The organism is Pleurocapsa sp. PCC 7319 (genome assembly GCF_000332195.1).
Classification (GTDB): Bacteria; Cyanobacteriota; Cyanobacteriia; order Cyanobacteriales; family Xenococcaceae; genus Waterburya.
In genome coordinates, this window is record NZ_KB235922.1 from 1,338,670 (window position 1) to 1,357,776 (window position 19,107).

Here is a 19,107-nt window from a genome sequence, read left to right on the forward strand (position 1 = left end):
GCCAATATAACTTACTGCTTGTCTAAGAGCTACAGTGCGATCGCTAATAATATTTATTTGTAGCAACTTTTTTCAATTATCCTCAGTTTTCTCATGCGTCTTTCTGTCTGTCCTTAACTAAATATTGTTATTAATCCATTTAGTTGCTGCTTGATAGTGTTGATATTCTTGTTCACTACGGCGAAATTCAGAAGTATGCACCCTAAACTTACCGTTTACAAATTGCACTCCGTAATATTTATGTAACAACTCATGATATAGAACTAGTTCTACTACCATCTTGGGAACACTTTGCCGATCTAAAGTGCGACTAATCACAACTCGGTCTTTAGTACGCTCGTAATGACCTAGCTTACGTTTAGTTGAGATTTGATTCCAAGTTAGGCGAGGTTTAGCCATCTTGTTAGCGAAATATTGACGATTAATATTGGCAAATAGCTGTTCTAAATCGTAATAGTTGCCTTGGCTTTTTTCGGCATCAATATCAGCAATTAAATCTAATTCTAAAACCAGATCACAATATTCATCTGTCATACTGAATTTACGAATACTTTGCTGATGATTATCGATTTTATTTTTTCCTAGCAAAGCCGATTTAATAATGATTTCTAGTAAGGAATCATCAGCACGGATAAAACCTTCACTCAACTGAATCTCAATTAGATTACTCGGATGGCGATGGGTTTTATATTTATATAAGCCACTATAGTTACCAAAAGTAATTGAAATTTGCTTATTAAGGCGATTGTTTTTAATAATTTTGTGAGCCAGCTCATAACCGCGGGTAACAGCATTTAAATGTAGCTGTAAATTATCAGAATTACTTAAAAATTTCATCCAAGAATAAGCTCTGCGAGAGGGAGTAGCTAAATCTGTGGGAGTCAGTTGTTTATTGTGACAAATATTTTCTATTTCTGTGGCATGTTTTTGTAGAGTTATTCGTAGACAACTGGTGTCATCAAGAGTTTGATTTTGAACTGTATTGTCAATCTTTGTTTGAATTATACTTTGCTGCTTAACTACATTTTTGAGGCGTAAAGTTGACGATTTAATGGGAGGTTTTTTAGTTGATTGTGGAATTTTAACTAACGGCAGATTTGATAAATCAACACTTTTAAGATAATTGTAGGCATTTCGTGACGGTTTCGGTAGTTGACTAGGAGAGGTATTATGGCGATCGCAAATTTGTTCAATTTCCTTGAGTGATCGCTTGACAAACTTTTTAAAAGAATTAGCTTCAGAGGCAAGAATACCATTTTGTAGGGCGTGTTGTACTTCGTTTGCCGTTTTGACCACTCCTTTAATGCGAATCATAATTCCACTAATTCATCTCGATTCTCTAACATTAGATACAATCTTAATCTCTAAAGATAGGATTAAAGAATTGTATATGTAACAATGATTAGCGGTAATCATCAAATAGTTAAGCAATCTATCATAATTTAGAACTAAAAAATGGAACCGCTTTATCAGTATGCTTGGCTAATTCCTCTGTTGCCTTTACTAGGGGCGATGGTTGTCGGAATTGGTTTAATCTCTTTTAATAAAGCAACTAACAAATTACGTCAGATAGTTGCTATTTTTATCGTCTCCATCATTGGTATGGCAATGGTGATGTCTTTTGCCATTCTGTGGAGTCAAATTCACGGACATGAAGTTTACACCCACAGTATCGAGTGGGCTGCGGCAGGAGATTTTCATTTGACAATGGGTTATACCATTGATCATCTCAGTGCCTTAATGTTGGTAATTGTCACCACAGTAGCCTTCTTGGTGATGATTTACACCGATGGCTACATGGCTCATGACCCCAGTTATGTCCGCTTTTACGCCTATTTGAGTATATTTAGTTCTTCGATGTTGGGGCTAGTGATTAGTCCTAACCTTGTGCAAATTTATATTTTCTGGGAATTGGTGGGAATGTGTTCCTACCTGTTAATTGGGTTTTGGTTTGATCGTCAACCCGCAGCTGATGCTTGTCAAAAGGCATTTGTCACCAACCGTGTCGGTGACTTTGGTCTCTTACTGGGGATGCTGGGGCTTTACTGGGCAACAGGTAGTTTTGAGTTTGTGGGTATGGGCGATCGCCTGGGAGACTTAGTTTCTAATGGGTCGCTAAGCGCTTTCGTCGCCACCTTTTTTGCTATTTTGGTCTTTCTAGGACCAGTAGCCAAGTCAGCTCAATTTCCACTTCATGTTTGGCTACCAGACGCGATGGAGGGTCCTACACCTATCTCAGCTCTAATTCATGCTGCCACAATGGTTGCTGCTGGGGTATTTCTAATCGCGCGGATGTATCCCGTTTTTGAACATGTGCCTTTGGCAATGGATACTATTGCCTGGACTGGAGCATTTACAGCGTTTCTGGGTGCAACTATTGCCTTAACTCAAAATGACATCAAAAAAGGTCTCGCATATTCAACGATGTCTCAACTGGGCTATATGGTAATGGCAATGGGTATTGGTTCATACAGTGCTGGTTTATTCCACCTGATGACCCATGCTTATTTTAAAGCGATGCTATTCCTTTGTTCTGGTTCGGTAATTCATGGCATGGAAGATGTGGTAGGACATAATCCTCTTTTGGCTCAGGATATGCGACTGATGGGTGGCTTGAGAAAGTATATGCCTATTACCTCTGGTGCTTTCTTGATTGGTACATTAGCAATTTGTGGAATTCCTCCCTTCGCTGGTTTCTGGTCAAAAGACGAAATCCTTGGACAAGCTTTCCAGGCTAATCCGATTCTTTGGTTTGTCGGATGGGCAACTGCTGGCTTAACGGCATTCTATATGTTCCGAATGTACTTTATGACCTTTGAAGGAGAGTTTCGCGGTAATAATGCTGGCATCAAACAACAGTTGATGACCGAAGCAGGATTGGCTTTTGGTCCTGGAGCAATGGATACCAAAGAAGCTGATAGTCATGGTCACAGTGAGTCTCCTCATGAGTCTCCTTTAACAATGGCGTTACCTCTAGTAGTTTTAGCAGTACCTTCTATTGGTATTGGTTTGATTGGTCGTCCTTGGGAAAACTATTTTGAAGAATTTATTCACGCCCCAGGAGAAGTAATCGCTGAAGCTACTCATGCTTTTGACTGGAATGAATTCCTAATTATGGCTGGGTTGTCAGTAGCGATCGCCGTTACTGGAATTATCGTTGCCATATTGATGTATCGTGCCAAAAAAATCGATCCCGTTGCGATCGCCAAGAAATATCCTGCTCTCTATCGCCTTTCCCTCAACAAATGGTATATCGACGATATATATAACGAAGTGTTTGTCGTTGGCTGTCGTCGTATAGCTAGACAAATTATGGAGGTAGATTACCGTGTAGTAGATGGTGCAGTAAATCTCACTGGTTTAGTAACGGTACTCAGTGGTGAAGGCTTGAAATATCTGGAAAACGGTCGCGCTCAATTCTATGCTTTGATTGTGTTTGCGGCAGTTTTGGGATTTGTCTTGGTGTTTAGTCTTTCCTAATACAATTCAGTTAATTTCTACTTTTCTGGCTATTGACTTTGAAAACTAACAAGCGATCGCTCTTGGGGTGATCGCTTTTTCGTTTAATTGTACTCAATATCATTTTGATAATTCATTTAACAGCAGCTCAATTAATTGTTCTGTATTAACTAAAATTTCTGGAGCCTGAGGATTTAAATCAGCAGTCCGATAACCACACTCTAAAATTTTAGTTTGAGCTTGTTTTAAGCTTTGAACAGCTCCCAATTCTCCCCATTGTTCTAGCATCATGACTACACTGGCTAGAGTACCTAGAGGATTAGCGATTCCTTGACCTGCGATCGCTGGTGCTGTGCCGTGAATTGCCTCGTACATAGCAAATCCAGAACTATTTAGACTAGCCGAGCCTAATAAGCCAATAGAGCCGACCAATGCTCCCCCTAAGTCGCTCAGGATATCTCCAAAGAGATTTCCCGCCAAAATCACATCAAACTGTTGGGGATCGATCACCAATTGCATTGCTAAATTATCCACCAGCATTCCCGTAACTGTTACCTCAGGAAAACTCACCGCTTCTTGGAATACCAAACGAGTCCAAGGCAAATGAGGTAAAGCATTTTCCTTATGAGCAACAGTTAGTAAACCACGACGTTGTTGCGCTTTAGTCAGTGCAATTCTAGCTATTCTTCTAATATCGCGATCGCTATAGGTCATTGTATGATAACCAGAGGTATTTTCTTGGGTTCTTCCAGATGCACCAAAATAAATACCGCTAACCAGTTCCCGCACAAACAAAATATCAACACCTTCTAGCATCTCAGACTTAAGAGACGATTTATCTATCAGACTGGGAAAAACTTTGACTGGACGTAAATTAGCAAAAAAATCAAAACGCTGACGTAATTCCAATAATCCGCCTTGAGATACTGCTCCAAATAAAATCCCATCTTTTCCTTGGCATAGTTGTGCTGTCTCTTCAGGGAAATAAGCTCCCAATTCTTTTAAAGCTGCTTGACCAATTAAACCGTATTCTATGCTGACTGAAAAGCCGTGTAGCTCTGCTAAACGTTTCAAGATAGTGATCGCTGCAGGAACAACTTCCTTGCCAATACCTTCTCCTGGTAACGCTACGATGTGATACTTTCTCAAAAAATTTTCCTACTTTAAATTTATTTAAAACTTTTCCTACTCTTAAGCCAATTTTATCCGCTCCTTTTAATGCTCTCTTTTCTCTTTGAGTAGCTTTTTTTATGATGACTTGTGTTGGCAGGGACAATGACAAAATCTCCTTGAATATTTTGTTCTCGCATTAAACGTCCGTCAATAGTTCTTTCTGTTTGAACAGATGATGGCATATGGGAAAGTAATCTTTCCCTGGTTATTCTCGATCGCCTAAAAAAACTAGAAAGCGAACTTCCCAATACCAAAGCTTATGTTTGCGATGTAGGAGATTTACAGGCACTATTGGCAACTATAGAAGCAGTGCGATCGCAAATAGGACATCCTTCAGTACTGATTCACAATGCAGTTAGAGCCCCCTTAGAACGTAATGAAAGCCTATCTCCTGACTTCTTTTGTCAACCCGAAGATATTGTGAAAGAAGTATTTCACGTAGCTTAGCTCATCAGGCGCGATCGGCTTGGTCATTTGATGTTGAGATTAGACCTTTTAGTGAAAAGTGGTAATATCGTTTTTCTCGATTTGGCATAAAAGACTAAGTTCCCAAATCTAAAGAGGAAAAAGCCATGATTTGTTATCTAACGATGACATTCAATAGCAATCTAGGTAACAAATCATAAACGATCAAAATTAACCAGGAGTAATCATGACAGAAAAACTTCTGTTTTGGGGAATAATTCTATTTTTAGTTGCCACCTTAGCTATTGGAATGTGGGCAGCCAAACAAGTCAAAGGAGATAGCGAAAACTATCTAGTTGCTGGAAGAGGATTAGTATTACCCTTAGCAGCATCCACCTTGATGGCACAATCGGTAGACTCTAATGCCACTTTGGGTAATACCGATTTAGCAGCCGAGTTTGGCTTTTGGGCTGGTGCATCTTTACCGATTGGGTTAGCACTATGTTTATTTTTAACCGCTCTGTTTTTTGCCAAACCTATGAATCGTATGGGTTTAATTACCCTGCCAGATTTCTATCGAGTTAAGTATAATCGTAAAACCGAGGTTGTAGCTTCTTTACTGATGGTATTGAGCTTTTCCTTTTTACTAGCGGGTAATTTAGTTGCGGGAGGCTATCTATTTCAAGCTTTTTTGGGTACGACTTACACCGCAGGAGTAATGCTACTGGCAATTACCGTTTTTATTTACACTGCTAGTGGGGGGTTGTTTGCTGTAGCCTATACTGATGCTATTCAAGTAGGTATTGCTTTTGTAGGTTCGATCGGGCTATTAGCTTTTATGGCTACTAACTTTGGTTTAGAAATACCTGCGGATACTGGTCCTTTAGCGTTGGCTCAACTAAGCGATCCTGCTGCTGGTGCTGCTATTAATTGGGCAACTTTACTGGCATTAGGATTAGGAGATATTGTGGCGATCGACTTTATGGCGCGTATTTTTGCTGCCGAAAGCCCTGAAACTGCCCAAAGAGGTTGCTTGATTGGCTCTGCTGGCACAATAATTATTGGCGTTCCTTTTTCTTTAATTGCTCTGTCTGCTCCCCAAATTTTGGCTGATGCGGGGATTACTCCCGATGGTCCAATTCTTTATGCTCTCCTCAACGGTGTTGTCCCACCAATATTGGGATTATTAGTAATTGTGGCAATTCTTTCCGCTTCTCTCTCCACCGCTGATGGCGCAATCCTTGGTACTTCTTCCGTTATTGCCCATAATGTCATCGGCATTAATTCCGACGACCATAATGCAGCAGGAGACAGATTATTGCTGCTAACCCGGGTAATGGCTTTTGTAATTACAACAATGGGAGTATTTTTTGCCTTAAAAGTTCCTCAAACTGGAGTTTTATTATTACTAGCTTTCGATCTGGGTTTTGCAGGTTTACTCGTTCCTTTAGCAGGAGGACTTTATTGGAGGGGAGCAACTTGGCAAGGTGCATTGTCTTGTATTATTTTAGGCTCTTTCACGCGACTGCTATTGTTTGCCTTGATGCCCACAACATTTGGCATTGATAACACCCTGCTATACATACCTAACAATATCTTAACCGCCGATTTTGATGGCTTTCCTACTTTAATTAGTCCTTTAGTGGGATTGGCAGCATTTGTAATTATTTCTAACTTAACAGGAGACAATAAAAATTCCAGAAACTTGATGCGCTCTGAAGAAAGAGTCGCCCCAACTTATCGTAAGTAAATACATAGTGATCGCTCTTCAATTGAACAATTAAAAATATACAGAGAGCGATCGCCTAAATTAACGATAGTATGTGATACCACGATATTTTAGTTTGATTTTCTGCTTTGGCTTGAATGTCTTGGCTTTTTCGAGTTGTATAGTTAAATCCCAAGCCCGATCTAATCTTTCTACATCATCTAAAGACCAACAATCTTTGAGAAATTCTCTTTTATGTTCATACCAAAAGGTGATGGGGTCGAGAATTGGTTTGACTTCAGACTTGTAAAAAAGCTGTTTTATATATGAGATCCAAGGAAATTTAGGATTAATACTGGCTCTCAAAGAATTGCCACGATAAACTATTTCTTTCTTTTTTGCTTCTACTAGAGAGATTGAAAGATCTGGATTTGCTTCGTTATACTGTACTCCCCTATAAATTAGTTTCATGGGATTCACCTCTATTACCAGGATATTATGAGGTGCGTTCCTTCAGGATTATTTGAGTTATTCCTTACTTCCGTCTTTCCTAAAGCGATTGTGGAAAAGATGAACGATTTAATTATTATATTTTTATGATAATCAAGAATTCCATTGAATTTGAATAGGGAGTTTTAATTTTGGTTACAAATTCTATACTCCAAAACAATCCATAGTCGTTATGAGCACGAGAGCGGATTATTTTCCTAGCAGAAACGGTTGAGCCTGAAATGGCAAATCGAATCGTGGCGCAAATGCTTTTCCTGGAAGCAGAAGACCCTGAAAAAGGCATTTATCTCTATATCAACTCGCCAGGCTCGACATCTTTTTTACAGGGAAAGGAGCTTGTTGGGGCAACCCTAACTAACTTTGACGAACGAGGGCGATCGCTCAAGCTCAAAATCAAGGATGTACAGCCCGATTACCAGGATAAAGACCAAGAAAGCTATCTCTATACCGTTATTTATTACAGTGCTACCGATAATATTTGGTATCACCTCCGTCAGAACGATTTAACAGATATTAAACTATATCTCAAATATTAAACGAAAAGACCATGAAAATATACGGCGATATTCAATCGGGTAATTGCTACAAAGTTAAGCTTGTATGTGCCTTGTTAGATATCGAGAATGACTGGATAGAAGTTGACATCTTGGCAGGGGAAACTAAAAAACCTGAATTTTTAGAGAAAAACCCCAATGGAAAAATTCCTTTACTAGAGTTATCTGATGGTCGATACCTTTCGGAGTCCAATGCGATTATCAATTTTTTGGCTGCTGGTAGTAAACTTTTACCTCAAGATGCTTTCGAGCTGGCTAAAGTTCAGCAGTGGCAGTTTTTTGAGCAATACAGTCACGAACCCTACATAGCAGTTGCTCGATTTATTGCTAAATATTTAGGCTTGCCGAGCGATCGCCAAGTAGAATATGAATCTAAACAAGCTGGCGGTTATAAAGCACTAAATGTCATGGAAGAACAGCTTAAAAAATCTAGGTACCTAACGGGGGATAATCTAACCACTGCCGATATTTCCTTATATGGCTATACCCATGTAGCAGAAGAAGGGGGTTTTGACCTGACCAAATATCCGGCAATTCAGTCATGGATCGACAGAATTGCTTCAGAACCAAAATACGTTGGTATGAATTAATTAGCATTTATCGAAAGATCGCTTCAAACTAGAACATTACTCAGGTATTAATATGGATCAGGTACAAAAGAGCGATCTCCAAAAATCCCAGATTAACAGGCAGTAAAACTAATGCATAAACAAAATATAGGAATAGATATAGGAGGCACAAAGGCTCTATTTGTGTCTGAAAATAAAAGCTTAAAGGTAGAAACAGGGGCAGATTTTTCACCAGAGAAACTTAAAGTAATTCTTGGGGATTTTATTCAGACTAATAAGATTGAGCCAGTTAGCATTTTTGTTCAGGTGAGTTGGTGGCAGCTTTAGGGGCAATGCGTGCAGCTCAAATATGACAGGCGAAATCACTAGGGCTGGAGTTCAGTTCTTTTGGTGAAAAGTTTTCATTACGCATTCACCAACGCTTATTAAATAAAAATTGTGAAATTTGTGATTTCTGTAACTCTTACAAAGTAACTGATTGAGATATGAGTAATCCAATTGAAACACAGATTCTCGAAGCTGAAGAACGGCTTAGGTTAGCAATGCTTAATTCCGATGTAAAAGTTCTCGATGAATTGTTGGCACCTGAACTTATTTTCACCAATCATCTCGGTCAAGTGTTAGGCAAACAAGACGACCTTGCTGCTCATCAATCTGGAAAGTTTAAGATAGAAACTTTGACCCCTTCCGCTCGCCGTATTCAATTGATAGAAAATGTGGCGATCGTTAATGTTAGAGTGCATTTAATCGGTAGCTACGAAAGTAATGGTTTCGATAATGATTTACGATTTACTCGTATTTGGAATCTCTCTTCTAGTAGTATTTGGCAGATAGTCGCTGCCCATTCCAGTCTTGTAGCTGTCTAAAACCTATCTCTAAAAGTAGTTGGCAAAATCTGATGATTTATTTGCAATTTAACTGAGAAAGCAATAAAGCACTGCTCAACTTTTTTTACTAACCTAACCTGAGTTCGGGTTAATTATCTGAAATTTCTGCTTGTTTAATGGCAGCAGACTCCGTTGGTTTATCGCTTCCAATTACATCTGAATTGCGTTCGAATCTTGCCTAGTACAATTGAAGAGGACACATCTGCCGAGGAAACCTCGGCAGCTCGTGATGTCAGTGCAAATGCCCCTAATTATTATGTTTACAGACAGCTTGAACTTACCCATCAAAAGTGATCGCTCTAAACAGCAGGATCAAATTTTGATTTTGCCAGGTATGACCTGGGAAGATTACGAACAGCTAGTTGCTGCTGAATCTAGTTATTTAATTTCTTATTTTGATAATCAAATTACAATAGTGTCTCCCTCGCCTAGCCACGAAAGATTATCCAGGATTGCTTTAATACTGATTGATACTTACTGTGTTCATTTCAATATTAAGTCTTGGGCTTTAGGTTCTACTGATTTAAAAAAAGCCCAGGTTGCTGGAAAACAACCAGACGAATCCTTTGATATTGGAACTTATAAGGGGACAGTTACCAGTAGAGACTTGGCGGTCGAAATCAACTACACATCTGGCAGCTTCGCCGATCTGGATAAATATAAAGAGTTTCAAGTTAAAGAGGTCTGGTTGTGGGAGCAACATAAAATTAACTTTTATCGTTTTGACGATAGTGACTATCAATTAATTGAAGTCAGTCACGTATTAGAAAAATTGTCCTCAAATCTGGTCAATCAGTTCGTCAATTTGAACATGATTTCTCAAGATGACGGCACAATTAAAGCAGAATTTCTGCAAGCACTCGACCCAGATTTTTGAAGACACCTTGTCTGGACGAGGCGTACAAGAGCAGGGCTGCCTGAGTAGTGATTATATTTACTCAGATTTTACGATTCAAGCCGAAGCACAATCAGTTTTAGATAGGTTTACTGGCGACCCTCATCGATTAGATCGCGATCAAGATAGTGTGGCTTGTTCGTCCGAATTACGACAATTCCAATTGCCTGGTTAACATTTCTCACATAATTTTGTAGATCCGGGGAGATAACTACTCGTCCTCTGGGTGAAGCGTGAATGAAACCCAAGTTTTTGGCTGATTGACGATGGATAAATCCTGTGTGAGTAAAATCTAATCCAGCAATATTAGTTGCCACACCGATAATATCTCCTGGTTGAAGCTGAGGGTAAATTTGTCTAATGTCTTTCGTAGGGATGTAGTTTAATGTTTCTGGTAAACTGGATTCGATTGAAGCGATGCATTCAAAGTTAACCTGACTCTTGACTAAATTAGGGTATCTATGGCGATGAGTTGTCATGAAATCAAGTTTCTTAACTGTATTGACTCCTCCCAATTGTGGCGTAATATTCTGGACATTTCCTCTACGTTGGTTATCAGCAATCCAGTCTGAAAAGTAATGTAAACGACTGCAATAACCATTCATTTTGCCGTTCCAGTAGCGTTGATTTTCTACATCCCTTGTAAGGGCTTGATAGCTATAATTTTGCTGAGCAATATTTTTGGCGATCGCCATTACCGTTTCGACAAATAATAGACAGTCAAATTGTTTAAGGGAAATAAACAAAGTTTCCTGAGAAGATTGATCTAATAGACCAGCTTTGTATTCAGCACCTAAAAATTGTTGAGCAACTGTTTGCACAATATTTCCTATGGGTGACAGATCTAATTGATTGGCAATAGCGTAGTTAGTTATTGTTTGATATATTTTCCTGTCTTCTGCGTTGGGAAACTCGAAAAACTTTGGCAGTATCTGGCTCTCTTCTGCTAACAAGTAATTTGGTTCAACGTTAGCAGTTGTCTGAGAATAATTACTAATAATAAAAATAATGAAACCCAAGCCCAATTTAAAGACCCAACTGTTAGTTACTCGATGCATAGAAAGTTGCCTATAAATTAGAGATTGACCTCTATAAGTTAGGTCTCCAAATTAACACAAACTTTTTGGATTTATTGGTCTATTTGATATTTACGACTTTTATTAGTTAGTAAAGATTGAAAGCCTATTTGTTGACGAAATTGCAACCAAACAGATTCATGGGCAGCCAACTCTAAATATTTTTGGGGGTAAAGATCAATTGCTTTTTCTAAACTAGTGATTGCCCAATTAGTATTCTTTAATTGGGCATAACAACAAGCTTGTTGATACCAAGCCGCATCAGATTTAGCATCGAGATTTAAAGCTTGACCAAAGCAGTCAATTGCTTGGGAAAATTGCTCTAGTTGCTGTAAAACTACTCCTTTTTGATACCAAGACCAGTAATCATCAGGTTTTATAGTTAAAGCTAGATCGTAGCTTTCTAAAGCTAAGTCTAACTTCTTCCAATGCTGTTGTGCTTCTCCGCGACGGTAGAAAGCCCAAAAATCTTGAGGACGGAATTCTAAAGCTTGATTGTAAAAAGAAATTGCCTGTTCATATTGTTCTAACTTACGCCAAGCTTCTCCTGTACGGTAAGTAGCCCAATAGTCTTGAGGACGAGCCACCAAAGCTTGAGCAAAGCAAGCGATCGCTTGATGATATTGGCTGAACTCATTGAAATAAATACATCCTTGGTCATACCATGCCCAGTAATTATCAGGCTTAATTGCGATCGCTTGAGCATAACTACTAATGGCATCGGCATAGCAACCTAAAGCTTCAAATACTATACCTTTGCGATACCATGTCCAATAATCACGGGGATAATAATCTAAAGCGCGGTTATAGCTAGTCAAAGCTTCTTGATAATAGCCTTCAGCACGTAACTGATTACCTTGTTGATACCATTCTTGGTAGCTATCGGGTCGGCATTCTAGAGACTGGTACATTTTGCTCAATATGGAATTTCAAGTGTTGAATTTAAGTTCTAATGTTAAAAAGTGACTTACTTATTTATAAACGCAATGGCGAAACAATCGTACCGAAAAAATTGGAAATCAATAACAGAACTCTTGCCATAGCTGGGGAGAGCATTATTTGTTTTCAAGATTGTGTAGGCAAAACTCAAGGAGAGTTGGATCGACGTCTTCTTGAGCTAGAAGGAGATAACCCTGATTATCGTGTCAAAAGAGGGATGGCTCACCTTCTCAAAAATACTTTCTCTACTTTTGAAATTATAAGTCCTCTGGAACCATCCGTGCTGAGGCAAAGAGTATTTTCTGAAGCAGCCAAGACGGTAACTTTACCCAGTAGACGTAGTGAAACTCTTGAGGCGATCGCTCATACTCTCTCTGGAGAATTAAAGCGTCCTGTATCTCGTGTAGAAATTGAAACTGGCTTATATGCTGACTTGCAAGAAAATCGCATCTTAACTCAGTTTGAGCCACCTATCCCTGAATCTCTGCTGCATCGTTATAATCTTTCCCAGGTACAGGGGGTTTTTTACCGTGCTAGTAGTGTCGTTATCAATGCCCATCGTAACGATCCTGGGGAATACAAACTGCTATTTCGCTATATTAAGCTATTTCAATTAATGGCATATATCGAAGGAGATGCGGATACTGGGTTTACCTTAACTATGGATGGCCCGGCTAGCCTATTTAAAGCTAGCACTCGCTATGGCTTGGCTTTAGCTAAAATGATTCCTGCCTTGCTTCATGTGACTAAATGGAGTCTTCAAGCAAAACTGCAAAACCGAGATCAGTATTCAGGAAATATTAAAACTGGTAAGTTTAGTTTAACCAGCGATCGTTGTGATCTAGTCTCTCACTACCCTCCAGGTAAGCCTTACGACAGTATGTTAGAGGCTTCCTTTGCTAAAAGCTGGGTTAAGGCAAAAACAGAATGGCGATTAGAAAGAGAAGTCGATTTAGTTCCTCTGCCTGGTAGTGTGATGATTCCAGACTTTCGCTTAGTACATCCAGATGGAAGAGAATTTTTACTTGAAATTGTCGGTTATTGGCGACCACAATATTTGCAAAAGAAATTCTATCAAGTCCGAAATAGTGATGCCGATAATCTAATCTTGGCTGTTTCGGAAAGACTTAATTTAGAAAAAGCGGGAGTAAAATTCACCGATTTACCTAACAAATTGATTTGGTTCAAAAGCAAACTCAATCCCAAGACAGTGATAGAGATTCTGGAAAGATGAAAACTATTTAGCTCTATAATATCAGAGTGATTACGTTGAAATCCATAGGTAAAATAATCGCTTTGGTTAACCATTTATTTTACTTTACATTTTCGACAATAAATCTCTACCTACTCTTTATCCACTTCGCCTTTTGCTTATTTTACTATTGTTAGTGTATCCAGGATTTCTTATTTCGCTTATCTTTACTGGCTATTAGCTTTTCTTGATACCTTTTGATTTGGGTCAATTAGCAGCCGCTAATTTGAACATCAAAGTACTCTTATTATCTTGTATTCCTGATTACAATCAAAATAAGACTCGACCTTTCTCTGCTCCTCACTAATTAGAGCAGTATTTAACCTAAGTTCGGGTTAAGGCAATTTAAGGGTAAGGTCAGCTCTAAGCTCTAAGCCATAAGCTCTAAGCTTTTTGGGCTTATTTTTCCGCTAACCTCGTTATGATTGAACGTAAATCACGGTTTTTCGCTCAACTGCACCAGAAGTGTTTCAGCTTATCCCGAATTCAGGTTATTTAGCATTTTGAGGCTGAAGAGATTTCTGATTCCTCTTTCCGTCTGCCTTCAAATAGTGCCACTTTCAATTTAGCTTTCAATTTACCTCTTATGCGTCCTTCTCAAAATACTATCTATCAAGTTCTAGATACCGATCATGAGATTACTAAGCTCCGAAAAAACGCCCGTTTAACTCAGGAAGCACTAGCCCGTGCAATAGGAATAACTGTCTCCACTATTAGACGTTGGGAACAAGGGCAATGTGAGCCTACCATGCAAATCTGGCAAATGAAAGCTTTTTGTGAGGCAGTTAATGTTCAATTTGAGCAGTTGCCTCCATTTTTAGTCAGATTCAACAATTGCAGCAGATGAGCAATAACCTAATCTAGTTAACTTGGGATAAATAAAGGGGCTTCGCCCCAGCCATAAGCTATAAGCTTATAGCTTCTAATCAAGAATCCCTTATGCGAAGCGGTATACCATATCCGAAGGTGTCCCTAAAGGGATACACTTCGATATATCCTTTAGGGCAAGGGCACAATGTCCTTTAGGGCACTTTCAGCGATGGGAGTGTCAAAGTGCTACCACCTCAGTTGAGACACCCATATCTTTGAGCATCTGAGTTATTTCTTCAACATAAATGGCATTCATAACAATAACTTTGTCAGGTTGGTAGGTTTTGAGAAATTCAGGAGCCATAATTTCTTTACCTACTCCAGGAATGAACTTACCATGACGGTGGGGATTAATATCAACAGCATATTGAATTTTGTCGATAGTTTTGAGGGTGGTCAAAAACGCCACGCATTTAGAACCAGAGCCCCAAACGACTACTTTTTCCTGTTTGGCTTGAGCATCTTCAAGATATTGTTTCCAATAGTTCAGCTTGCCTGTGATTTTCTCCGTGAATAGTTGTACATCTCTAGCAACATCTTCAACTGTTTCTTCAAAGGGATGAACTTTATCTGAAGGAATCGCTACAGGCTTAGCTTCAATTAGGAGATATTGATCGCCATAGTCGCAATAGACATCTATTACTTCAAAGCCACTGTCACGAAATAAACGAGCAAGAGTACCAGGACTAAAGTAAGAACAGTGCTCATAATAGATATCCTCAAAAGCTTGTTCTTGCAATACTCTAGTATTGTCTGGGATTTCAAATGCGACAATCGTATCTTGGCGATCGCCAATCGACTTTCTGACAGTTTTAATAAATTCAGATGTGGGTTGAATATGCTCTAGAGTATGGCGACAACAGATAAAGTCGCCGACATATTCGGCGTGTTTTTCAGAATAATAGTCTTGAATAAAAGTAACTCGCTCCGCTGCTTTACTTTCTACTCTGCCAGGAACTACACTCGGGTCAATTCCCACACCACGATTATTACCTAGTTCACAAAGTAGTAAGAGAAAGTCACCCTTGCTACAGCCGATTTCAATAATATCTTTATTGTGTAAATCGTATTTGTCAATTAAATGGTTAGCTAACCTAAGGGAAAACTTATTAAATGTAGGAGAATAGCTTTGCTGATCTTCGTAGTTGGGGGCATATGCTGACCATTTAGCATCAAACTCGGTGTTAGTAATAAAGCCACAGCGATCGCAGAAACCCAATACCACATCTCCAGAGGGAAAATCCACAGCTTCTTTCTGACTCGACATCATCAAACAACTATGAACAGGAACGTCACGAACTTCATAAAAAACTGATAGTTCATGATGACCACAATTGGGACATGAATGTTCTATTTTTTGGGAGTCTGATCCCAATTGATTAGTAGATGGATTAGTTGGTGGAACTAAATTTTGTACCATGATTTAATACTTCCCTAGAAGCTAATTAGTTTAGTTAATTTTGACTATTATTCATCAGTTAGTGTCCTTGATTGCGTTAGCGAAAAATATTTATATCCCAGAAAAAATCAATTTGAAATTATCTTGAGAACATTAATTTAGCTAAACAATTTTTGGTTCAGGAATAGGAATAATAAATTTTCCGCCAGCGGCTCGATATTCTTGCTGCTGCAGCATAATCTCTTCGGCAAAATTCCAAGCCAAAATCAACACATAATCTGGCCGATCTTCTATTAGTTTGCTGGGAGGAAAAATAGGTAAATGATTAATCCCCATATAGCGACCATGTTTAAAGGAGTTTAGATCCACTACATAGTCCAACAGAGTTTTATCAATTCTCAAATAGTTGAGCATAGTTGTCGCTTTAGCCGCAGCACCATAACCAGCAATTTTCTTACCTTGTTGTTTTAAGTCCCATAAAATCTCTAACAAAGAAGATTTAAATGCGATTACATTATCGGCAAAATTTTGATAGTAGCTAAGCTGATCTACTCCAGATTCCTGTTCAGCTTTTAATAAAGATTTAACCGAGTCTTTTACAGCCTCTTTTGGTTCGATGTATAGACGTAAAGAACCGCCATGAATTTTAGTTCTTTCAATATCATTGAGAAATAAACCGTGCCTCCTAAAGAGCTTGTTTAAAGCTGTAACTGAAAAATAGCAAAGATGCTGATGGTAGATAGTATCAAATTCACAATGATCTACCAGATTAACTATATAGGGAGCTTCAATTACCGCTACTCCTGTATCTTTCAATAAGATAGCAATTCCAGCGACAAAACCATTTAAATCTGGCACATGAGCCAAAACATTATTCGCTAGAAAAACATCTGCTTGTTGACCTTCTTCCCGCAGCTTTTGGGCCAATTCTCGACCAAAAAAAGTACAAATAGACTTAACTCCAGCCTTAATAGCATTATCTACTGGACCAGAAGCAGGGTCTATTCCTAATACAGGAATATTTTGTTCGACAAAGTTCTTGAGCATATAGCCGTCATTACTAGCTGCTTCAATGACTAGACTATTGCTGTCTAACTTTCTGGTTTGAATTAAGTTCTGAGCACTATCGCCAAAGTGCTTTAATAATGATGGTGAAATAGAAGAATAATAGGGATAATCCTGGCAAAATAAAATCTCAGGAGGAACTATTTCCGTAATTTGGACTAAACTGCATTCAGAGCAAAAAGCTAATTCTAGGGGAGCAGTATACTCCGGTAGATCCAACTGTTCCTTAGAAAGAAGATTGTCTGCTAAAGCAGTATAGCCAAAAGAAATAATCGAATCTAGGGCAGAATTGCCACAAGAAAGACAACTTACTTTACTTGCATTCATAAAAGACGACTATGTGTTTAACAATATAAGTGCTAACTGAACTAACAGGGCAATCATGATGATTGCCCTTCAATTTGCTTTATTCAAGCATTTAACTAAATAAACTTTGAAGCTACTCTACAGTTGTTAGCTTTTCCCGTTGCCAACGTAATTCGCTATCCAACAATTCATTACTTATTAAGTACTTAATATGAGCAATTCTTTGGTATTTAGTTCCTTCAAATTCCTCCAAGGTCAAGCCGACTTTCTGATAGGCTTCATATAGTTCAGCGGCACCTTTACGAGCGTTCCACTGAGGCTGAAAATTAGGTAAAACTCTGGCAATTTTACTACAGTCAACTCGATAACAACGCTTATCAGGACCAGCATCAGGAGCATATTCAATCCGACAGTTGGGAACTGTTGCTTGAACAATTTCAGCTAAATCACGAATTCGATAGTTATCTTCGTTACGACCAACATTAAAAGCCTCGTTATGAATCAATTCTCGTGGTGCCTCAACTACAGCAATAAACGCTCTAGAGATATCTTCGATATGGACAATAGGTCGCCAAGGAGTACCATCACTCTTGATGTATACTAAGCCCTTGGTAAATGCCCAAGCCGCTAAATTATTAAGTACTAAATCGAACCTTATTCTTGGTGATACACCATAGGCGGTAGCATTTCGCAAGAAGGTAGGACTAAAGTCATCGTCAGCAAGCTTACTAATTTCTCGTTCTGAGTTTACTTTAGACAGACCATAAGGGGTAACGGGATTAAAATCCGATTTTTCATCGAGCCAATCTTCACCCCCTGCACCATAGTTGCTACAAGAAGAGGAGAAAACATAGCGAGTAACGCCAGCCTGCTTGGCTAATTTAGCTAGTTTAACCGAAGCTAAATAGTTAATATCCTCAGTTAACTGAGGATTGAGATTACCCAAAGGGTCATTAGAAAGACCAGCCAAATGAAATACGGCTTCAAATCCTGCTAAATCCTCTAATTCCACATCTCGAACGTCCTTCTTGATTTCAGGAATTTCCACAATTCCCTCACCAAAAGTACTTCTGGCATATAAATCAGTATCTAGACCGACGACATCATACCCTTTGTCGAGGAGCATTGGCACCATTAGTGTTCCAATGTACCCCTTGTGACCAGTCACCAATATTTTCATATGTTTGATCCTCCCAAGTTTTCCAAGGTGCGTTACCACTAGCCCAAAGAGCTTCTAAGCGACGTTTATCTCTTAAGGTATCCATGCATTGCCAGAAACCATCGTGTTTATAAGCCATCAATTGCCCATCTTTGGCTAATCTTTCTAATGGCTCTTTTTCCCACTGAGTTTTGTCCCCATCAATATAGTCAAAGATTTCGGGTTCCAAAACAAAGAAAGCACCGTTAATCCAGCCCTCCTTAGTTTGAGGTTTTTCTGAAAATTCGGAGATCTGATTTCCAGCTAAATCCAAATGACCAAAACGCGCTGGAGGACGAACGGCAGTCAAAGTAGCGAGTTTACCATGAGAACGATGGAAAGCTAGCAACTCTTTCAAGTTGACATTGGAAACTCCGTCACCCCAAGTAAGCATAAATGTTTCCTGACCCATATAGGGAGCAAGACGTTTGATGCGTCCCCCAGTGTTGGTTTTAAGTCCTGTATCAATTAGGTTTACGTTCCAATCTAATTGATAACCCCCATGAGTTTTAACCTTTCCGTCGCGGATATTGATAGTAAGGTTACTATTAATGGCGCAATAATCCACCATATATTTTTTGATTACTGCACCTTTATAACCTAAAGCAATAGTAAAGTCTTTAAAGCCATACTTATAGTAGTGCATCATAATATGCCAGAGAATTGGTTGTCCGCCAATTTCTACCATTGGTTTGGGCTTGTTTTCCGTTTCTTCCGAGATACGAGTTCCTAGACCACCTGCAAGAAAGGCTACTTTCATAATTTTTCCCTCGCTGTCAGCGAATGAGGTTCAAATAAAATCAGATAATTCTATTAATCAGCTAAGTAATATTATTTAATCA

19 protein-coding genes, 1 pseudogene and 1 riboswitch are annotated in these 19,107 nt (G+C 38.9%); of the genes and pseudogenes, 10 read left to right on the top strand and 10 right to left on the bottom strand.

Annotated elements, in window-relative coordinates; all coding sequences use genetic code 11:
* Positions 1 to 117 precede the first annotated feature (117 nt).
* The gene (locus tag PLEUR7319_RS0109965; RefSeq protein ID WP_019505078.1) at positions 118 to 1,314 is read right to left on the bottom strand and encodes a hypothetical protein; all 1,197 of its coding nucleotides are present in this window, start codon (positions 1,312 to 1,314) and stop codon (positions 118 to 120) included.
* 141 nt (positions 1,315 to 1,455) lie between these two features.
* Between PLEUR7319_RS0109965 and PLEUR7319_RS0109970 the strand changes: the two genes are divergently transcribed.
* Positions 1,456 to 3,480 carry an NAD(P)H-quinone oxidoreductase subunit 5 gene (locus PLEUR7319_RS0109970; protein WP_019505079.1) on the top strand — a complete coding sequence of 675 codons (2,025 nt, stop codon included), beginning with the start codon at positions 1,456 to 1,458 and terminating at the stop codon, positions 3,478 to 3,480.
* A gap of 99 nt (positions 3,481 to 3,579) precedes the next feature.
* On the opposite strand, the gene PLEUR7319_RS0109975 is transcribed toward PLEUR7319_RS0109970, so the two are convergent.
* Together PLEUR7319_RS0109975 and PLEUR7319_RS41215 are read right to left on the bottom strand one after the other, a co-directional pair.
* Positions 3,580 to 4,608, bottom strand: coding sequence for an isocitrate/isopropylmalate dehydrogenase family protein (locus PLEUR7319_RS0109975; protein WP_019505080.1), 1,029 nt, complete (start codon positions 4,606 to 4,608; stop codon positions 3,580 to 3,582).
* Positions 4,609 to 4,661: 53 nt separating this feature from the next.
* The gene (locus PLEUR7319_RS41215) at positions 4,662 to 4,814 is read right to left on the bottom strand and encodes a hypothetical protein (RefSeq protein WP_158441822.1); all 153 of its coding nucleotides are present in this window, start codon (positions 4,812 to 4,814) and stop codon (positions 4,662 to 4,664) included.
* 109 nt (positions 4,815 to 4,923) lie between these two features.
* On the opposite strand from PLEUR7319_RS41215, the gene PLEUR7319_RS41220 reads away from it, so the two are divergent.
* Both PLEUR7319_RS41220 and PLEUR7319_RS0109985 read left to right on the top strand, forming a co-directional pair.
* Complete coding sequence (locus tag PLEUR7319_RS41220; RefSeq protein WP_158441823.1) at positions 4,924 to 5,079, top strand: hypothetical protein; 156 nt, start codon at positions 4,924 to 4,926, stop codon at positions 5,077 to 5,079.
* Between the two features lie 205 nt (positions 5,080 to 5,284).
* On the top strand, positions 5,285 to 6,787 hold the full coding sequence (locus PLEUR7319_RS0109985; protein WP_019505081.1) for a sodium:solute symporter family protein: 1,503 nt from the start codon (positions 5,285 to 5,287) through the stop codon (positions 6,785 to 6,787).
* 60 nt (positions 6,788 to 6,847) lie between these two features.
* On the opposite strand, the gene PLEUR7319_RS0109990 is transcribed toward PLEUR7319_RS0109985, so the two are convergent.
* Positions 6,848 to 7,216: a DUF4278 domain-containing protein gene (locus tag PLEUR7319_RS0109990; protein WP_019505082.1), complete on the bottom strand. Its 369-nt coding sequence runs from the start codon at positions 7,214 to 7,216 to the stop codon at positions 6,848 to 6,850.
* A gap of 31 nt (positions 7,217 to 7,247) precedes the next feature.
* Positions 7,248 to 7,324, bottom strand: a riboswitch (Glutamine riboswitch).
* A gap of 110 nt (positions 7,325 to 7,434) precedes the next feature.
* On the opposite strand from PLEUR7319_RS0109990, the pseudogene PLEUR7319_RS42570 reads away from it, so the two are divergent.
* The 5 genes and pseudogenes from PLEUR7319_RS42570 to PLEUR7319_RS0110015 all read left to right on the top strand — a co-directional run.
* Positions 7,435 to 7,575, top strand: a pseudogene (locus tag PLEUR7319_RS42570) (ATP-dependent Clp protease proteolytic subunit); the annotation flags it as partial.
* Between the two features lie 227 nt (positions 7,576 to 7,802).
* On the top strand, positions 7,803 to 8,399 hold the full coding sequence (locus PLEUR7319_RS0110000; RefSeq protein WP_019505084.1) for a glutathione S-transferase family protein: 597 nt from the start codon (positions 7,803 to 7,805) through the stop codon (positions 8,397 to 8,399).
* Positions 8,400 to 8,510: 111 nt separating this feature from the next.
* Entirely contained in the window at positions 8,511 to 8,705 is a 195-nt protein-coding gene (locus PLEUR7319_RS0110005; RefSeq protein WP_019505085.1) for a hypothetical protein, read from the top strand.
* Positions 8,706 to 8,863: 158 nt separating this feature from the next.
* On the top strand, positions 8,864 to 9,244 hold the full coding sequence (locus tag PLEUR7319_RS0110010) for a nuclear transport factor 2 family protein (protein WP_019505086.1): 381 nt from the start codon (positions 8,864 to 8,866) through the stop codon (positions 9,242 to 9,244).
* A 250-nt stretch (positions 9,245 to 9,494) separates the two neighbouring features.
* Positions 9,495 to 10,142, top strand: coding sequence for a Uma2 family endonuclease (locus tag PLEUR7319_RS0110015; protein ID WP_019505087.1), 648 nt, complete (start codon positions 9,495 to 9,497; stop codon positions 10,140 to 10,142).
* 107 nt (positions 10,143 to 10,249) lie between these two features.
* Here the strand turns inward: PLEUR7319_RS0110015 and PLEUR7319_RS34810 are convergent, their stop codons facing one another.
* Together PLEUR7319_RS34810 and PLEUR7319_RS0110025 are read right to left on the bottom strand one after the other, a co-directional pair.
* Positions 10,250 to 11,218 (bottom strand): N-acetylmuramoyl-L-alanine amidase-like domain-containing protein, encoded by a 969-nt coding sequence (locus PLEUR7319_RS34810; RefSeq protein WP_019505088.1) that lies wholly within the window; start codon positions 11,216 to 11,218, stop codon positions 10,250 to 10,252.
* Positions 11,219 to 11,289: 71 nt separating this feature from the next.
* On the bottom strand, positions 11,290 to 12,147 hold the full coding sequence (locus PLEUR7319_RS0110025) for a tetratricopeptide repeat protein (RefSeq protein WP_019505089.1): 858 nt from the start codon (positions 12,145 to 12,147) through the stop codon (positions 11,290 to 11,292).
* A gap of 41 nt (positions 12,148 to 12,188) precedes the next feature.
* Here PLEUR7319_RS0110025 and PLEUR7319_RS0110030 point away from each other — a divergent pair, with 41 nt between their 5' ends.
* A complete protein-coding gene (locus PLEUR7319_RS0110030; RefSeq protein ID WP_019505090.1) occupies positions 12,189 to 13,409 on the top strand; it encodes a DUF790 family protein in 1,221 nt (406 codons plus the stop codon).
* A gap of 604 nt (positions 13,410 to 14,013) precedes the next feature.
* A complete protein-coding gene (locus PLEUR7319_RS0110035; RefSeq protein WP_019505091.1) occupies positions 14,014 to 14,274 on the top strand; it encodes a helix-turn-helix transcriptional regulator in 261 nt (86 codons plus the stop codon).
* A 201-nt stretch (positions 14,275 to 14,475) separates the two neighbouring features.
* Here PLEUR7319_RS0110035 and PLEUR7319_RS0110040 read toward each other — a convergent pair whose 3' ends face one another.
* The 4 genes from PLEUR7319_RS0110040 to rfbF form a co-directional block, all read right to left on the bottom strand.
* On the bottom strand, positions 14,476 to 15,717 hold the full coding sequence (locus PLEUR7319_RS0110040) for a class I SAM-dependent methyltransferase (RefSeq protein ID WP_019505092.1): 1,242 nt from the start codon (positions 15,715 to 15,717) through the stop codon (positions 14,476 to 14,478).
* Positions 15,718 to 15,858: 141 nt separating this feature from the next.
* Positions 15,859 to 17,088, bottom strand: a complete 1,230-nt coding sequence (locus PLEUR7319_RS0110045; RefSeq protein WP_019505093.1) for a class I SAM-dependent methyltransferase — start codon at positions 17,086 to 17,088, stop codon at positions 15,859 to 15,861.
* Between the two features lie 112 nt (positions 17,089 to 17,200).
* Positions 17,201 to 18,247 (bottom strand): NAD(P)-dependent oxidoreductase, encoded by a 1,047-nt coding sequence (locus tag PLEUR7319_RS0110050; RefSeq protein ID WP_071592911.1) that lies wholly within the window; start codon positions 18,245 to 18,247, stop codon positions 17,201 to 17,203.
* Positions 18,171 to 19,025 carry a glucose-1-phosphate cytidylyltransferase gene (gene rfbF, locus PLEUR7319_RS0110055; protein WP_019505095.1) on the bottom strand — a complete coding sequence of 285 codons (855 nt, stop codon included), beginning with the start codon at positions 19,023 to 19,025 and terminating at the stop codon, positions 18,171 to 18,173. Before rfbF ends, PLEUR7319_RS0110050 begins: the two co-directional genes overlap by 77 nt.
* Positions 19,026 to 19,107 lie beyond the last annotated feature (82 nt).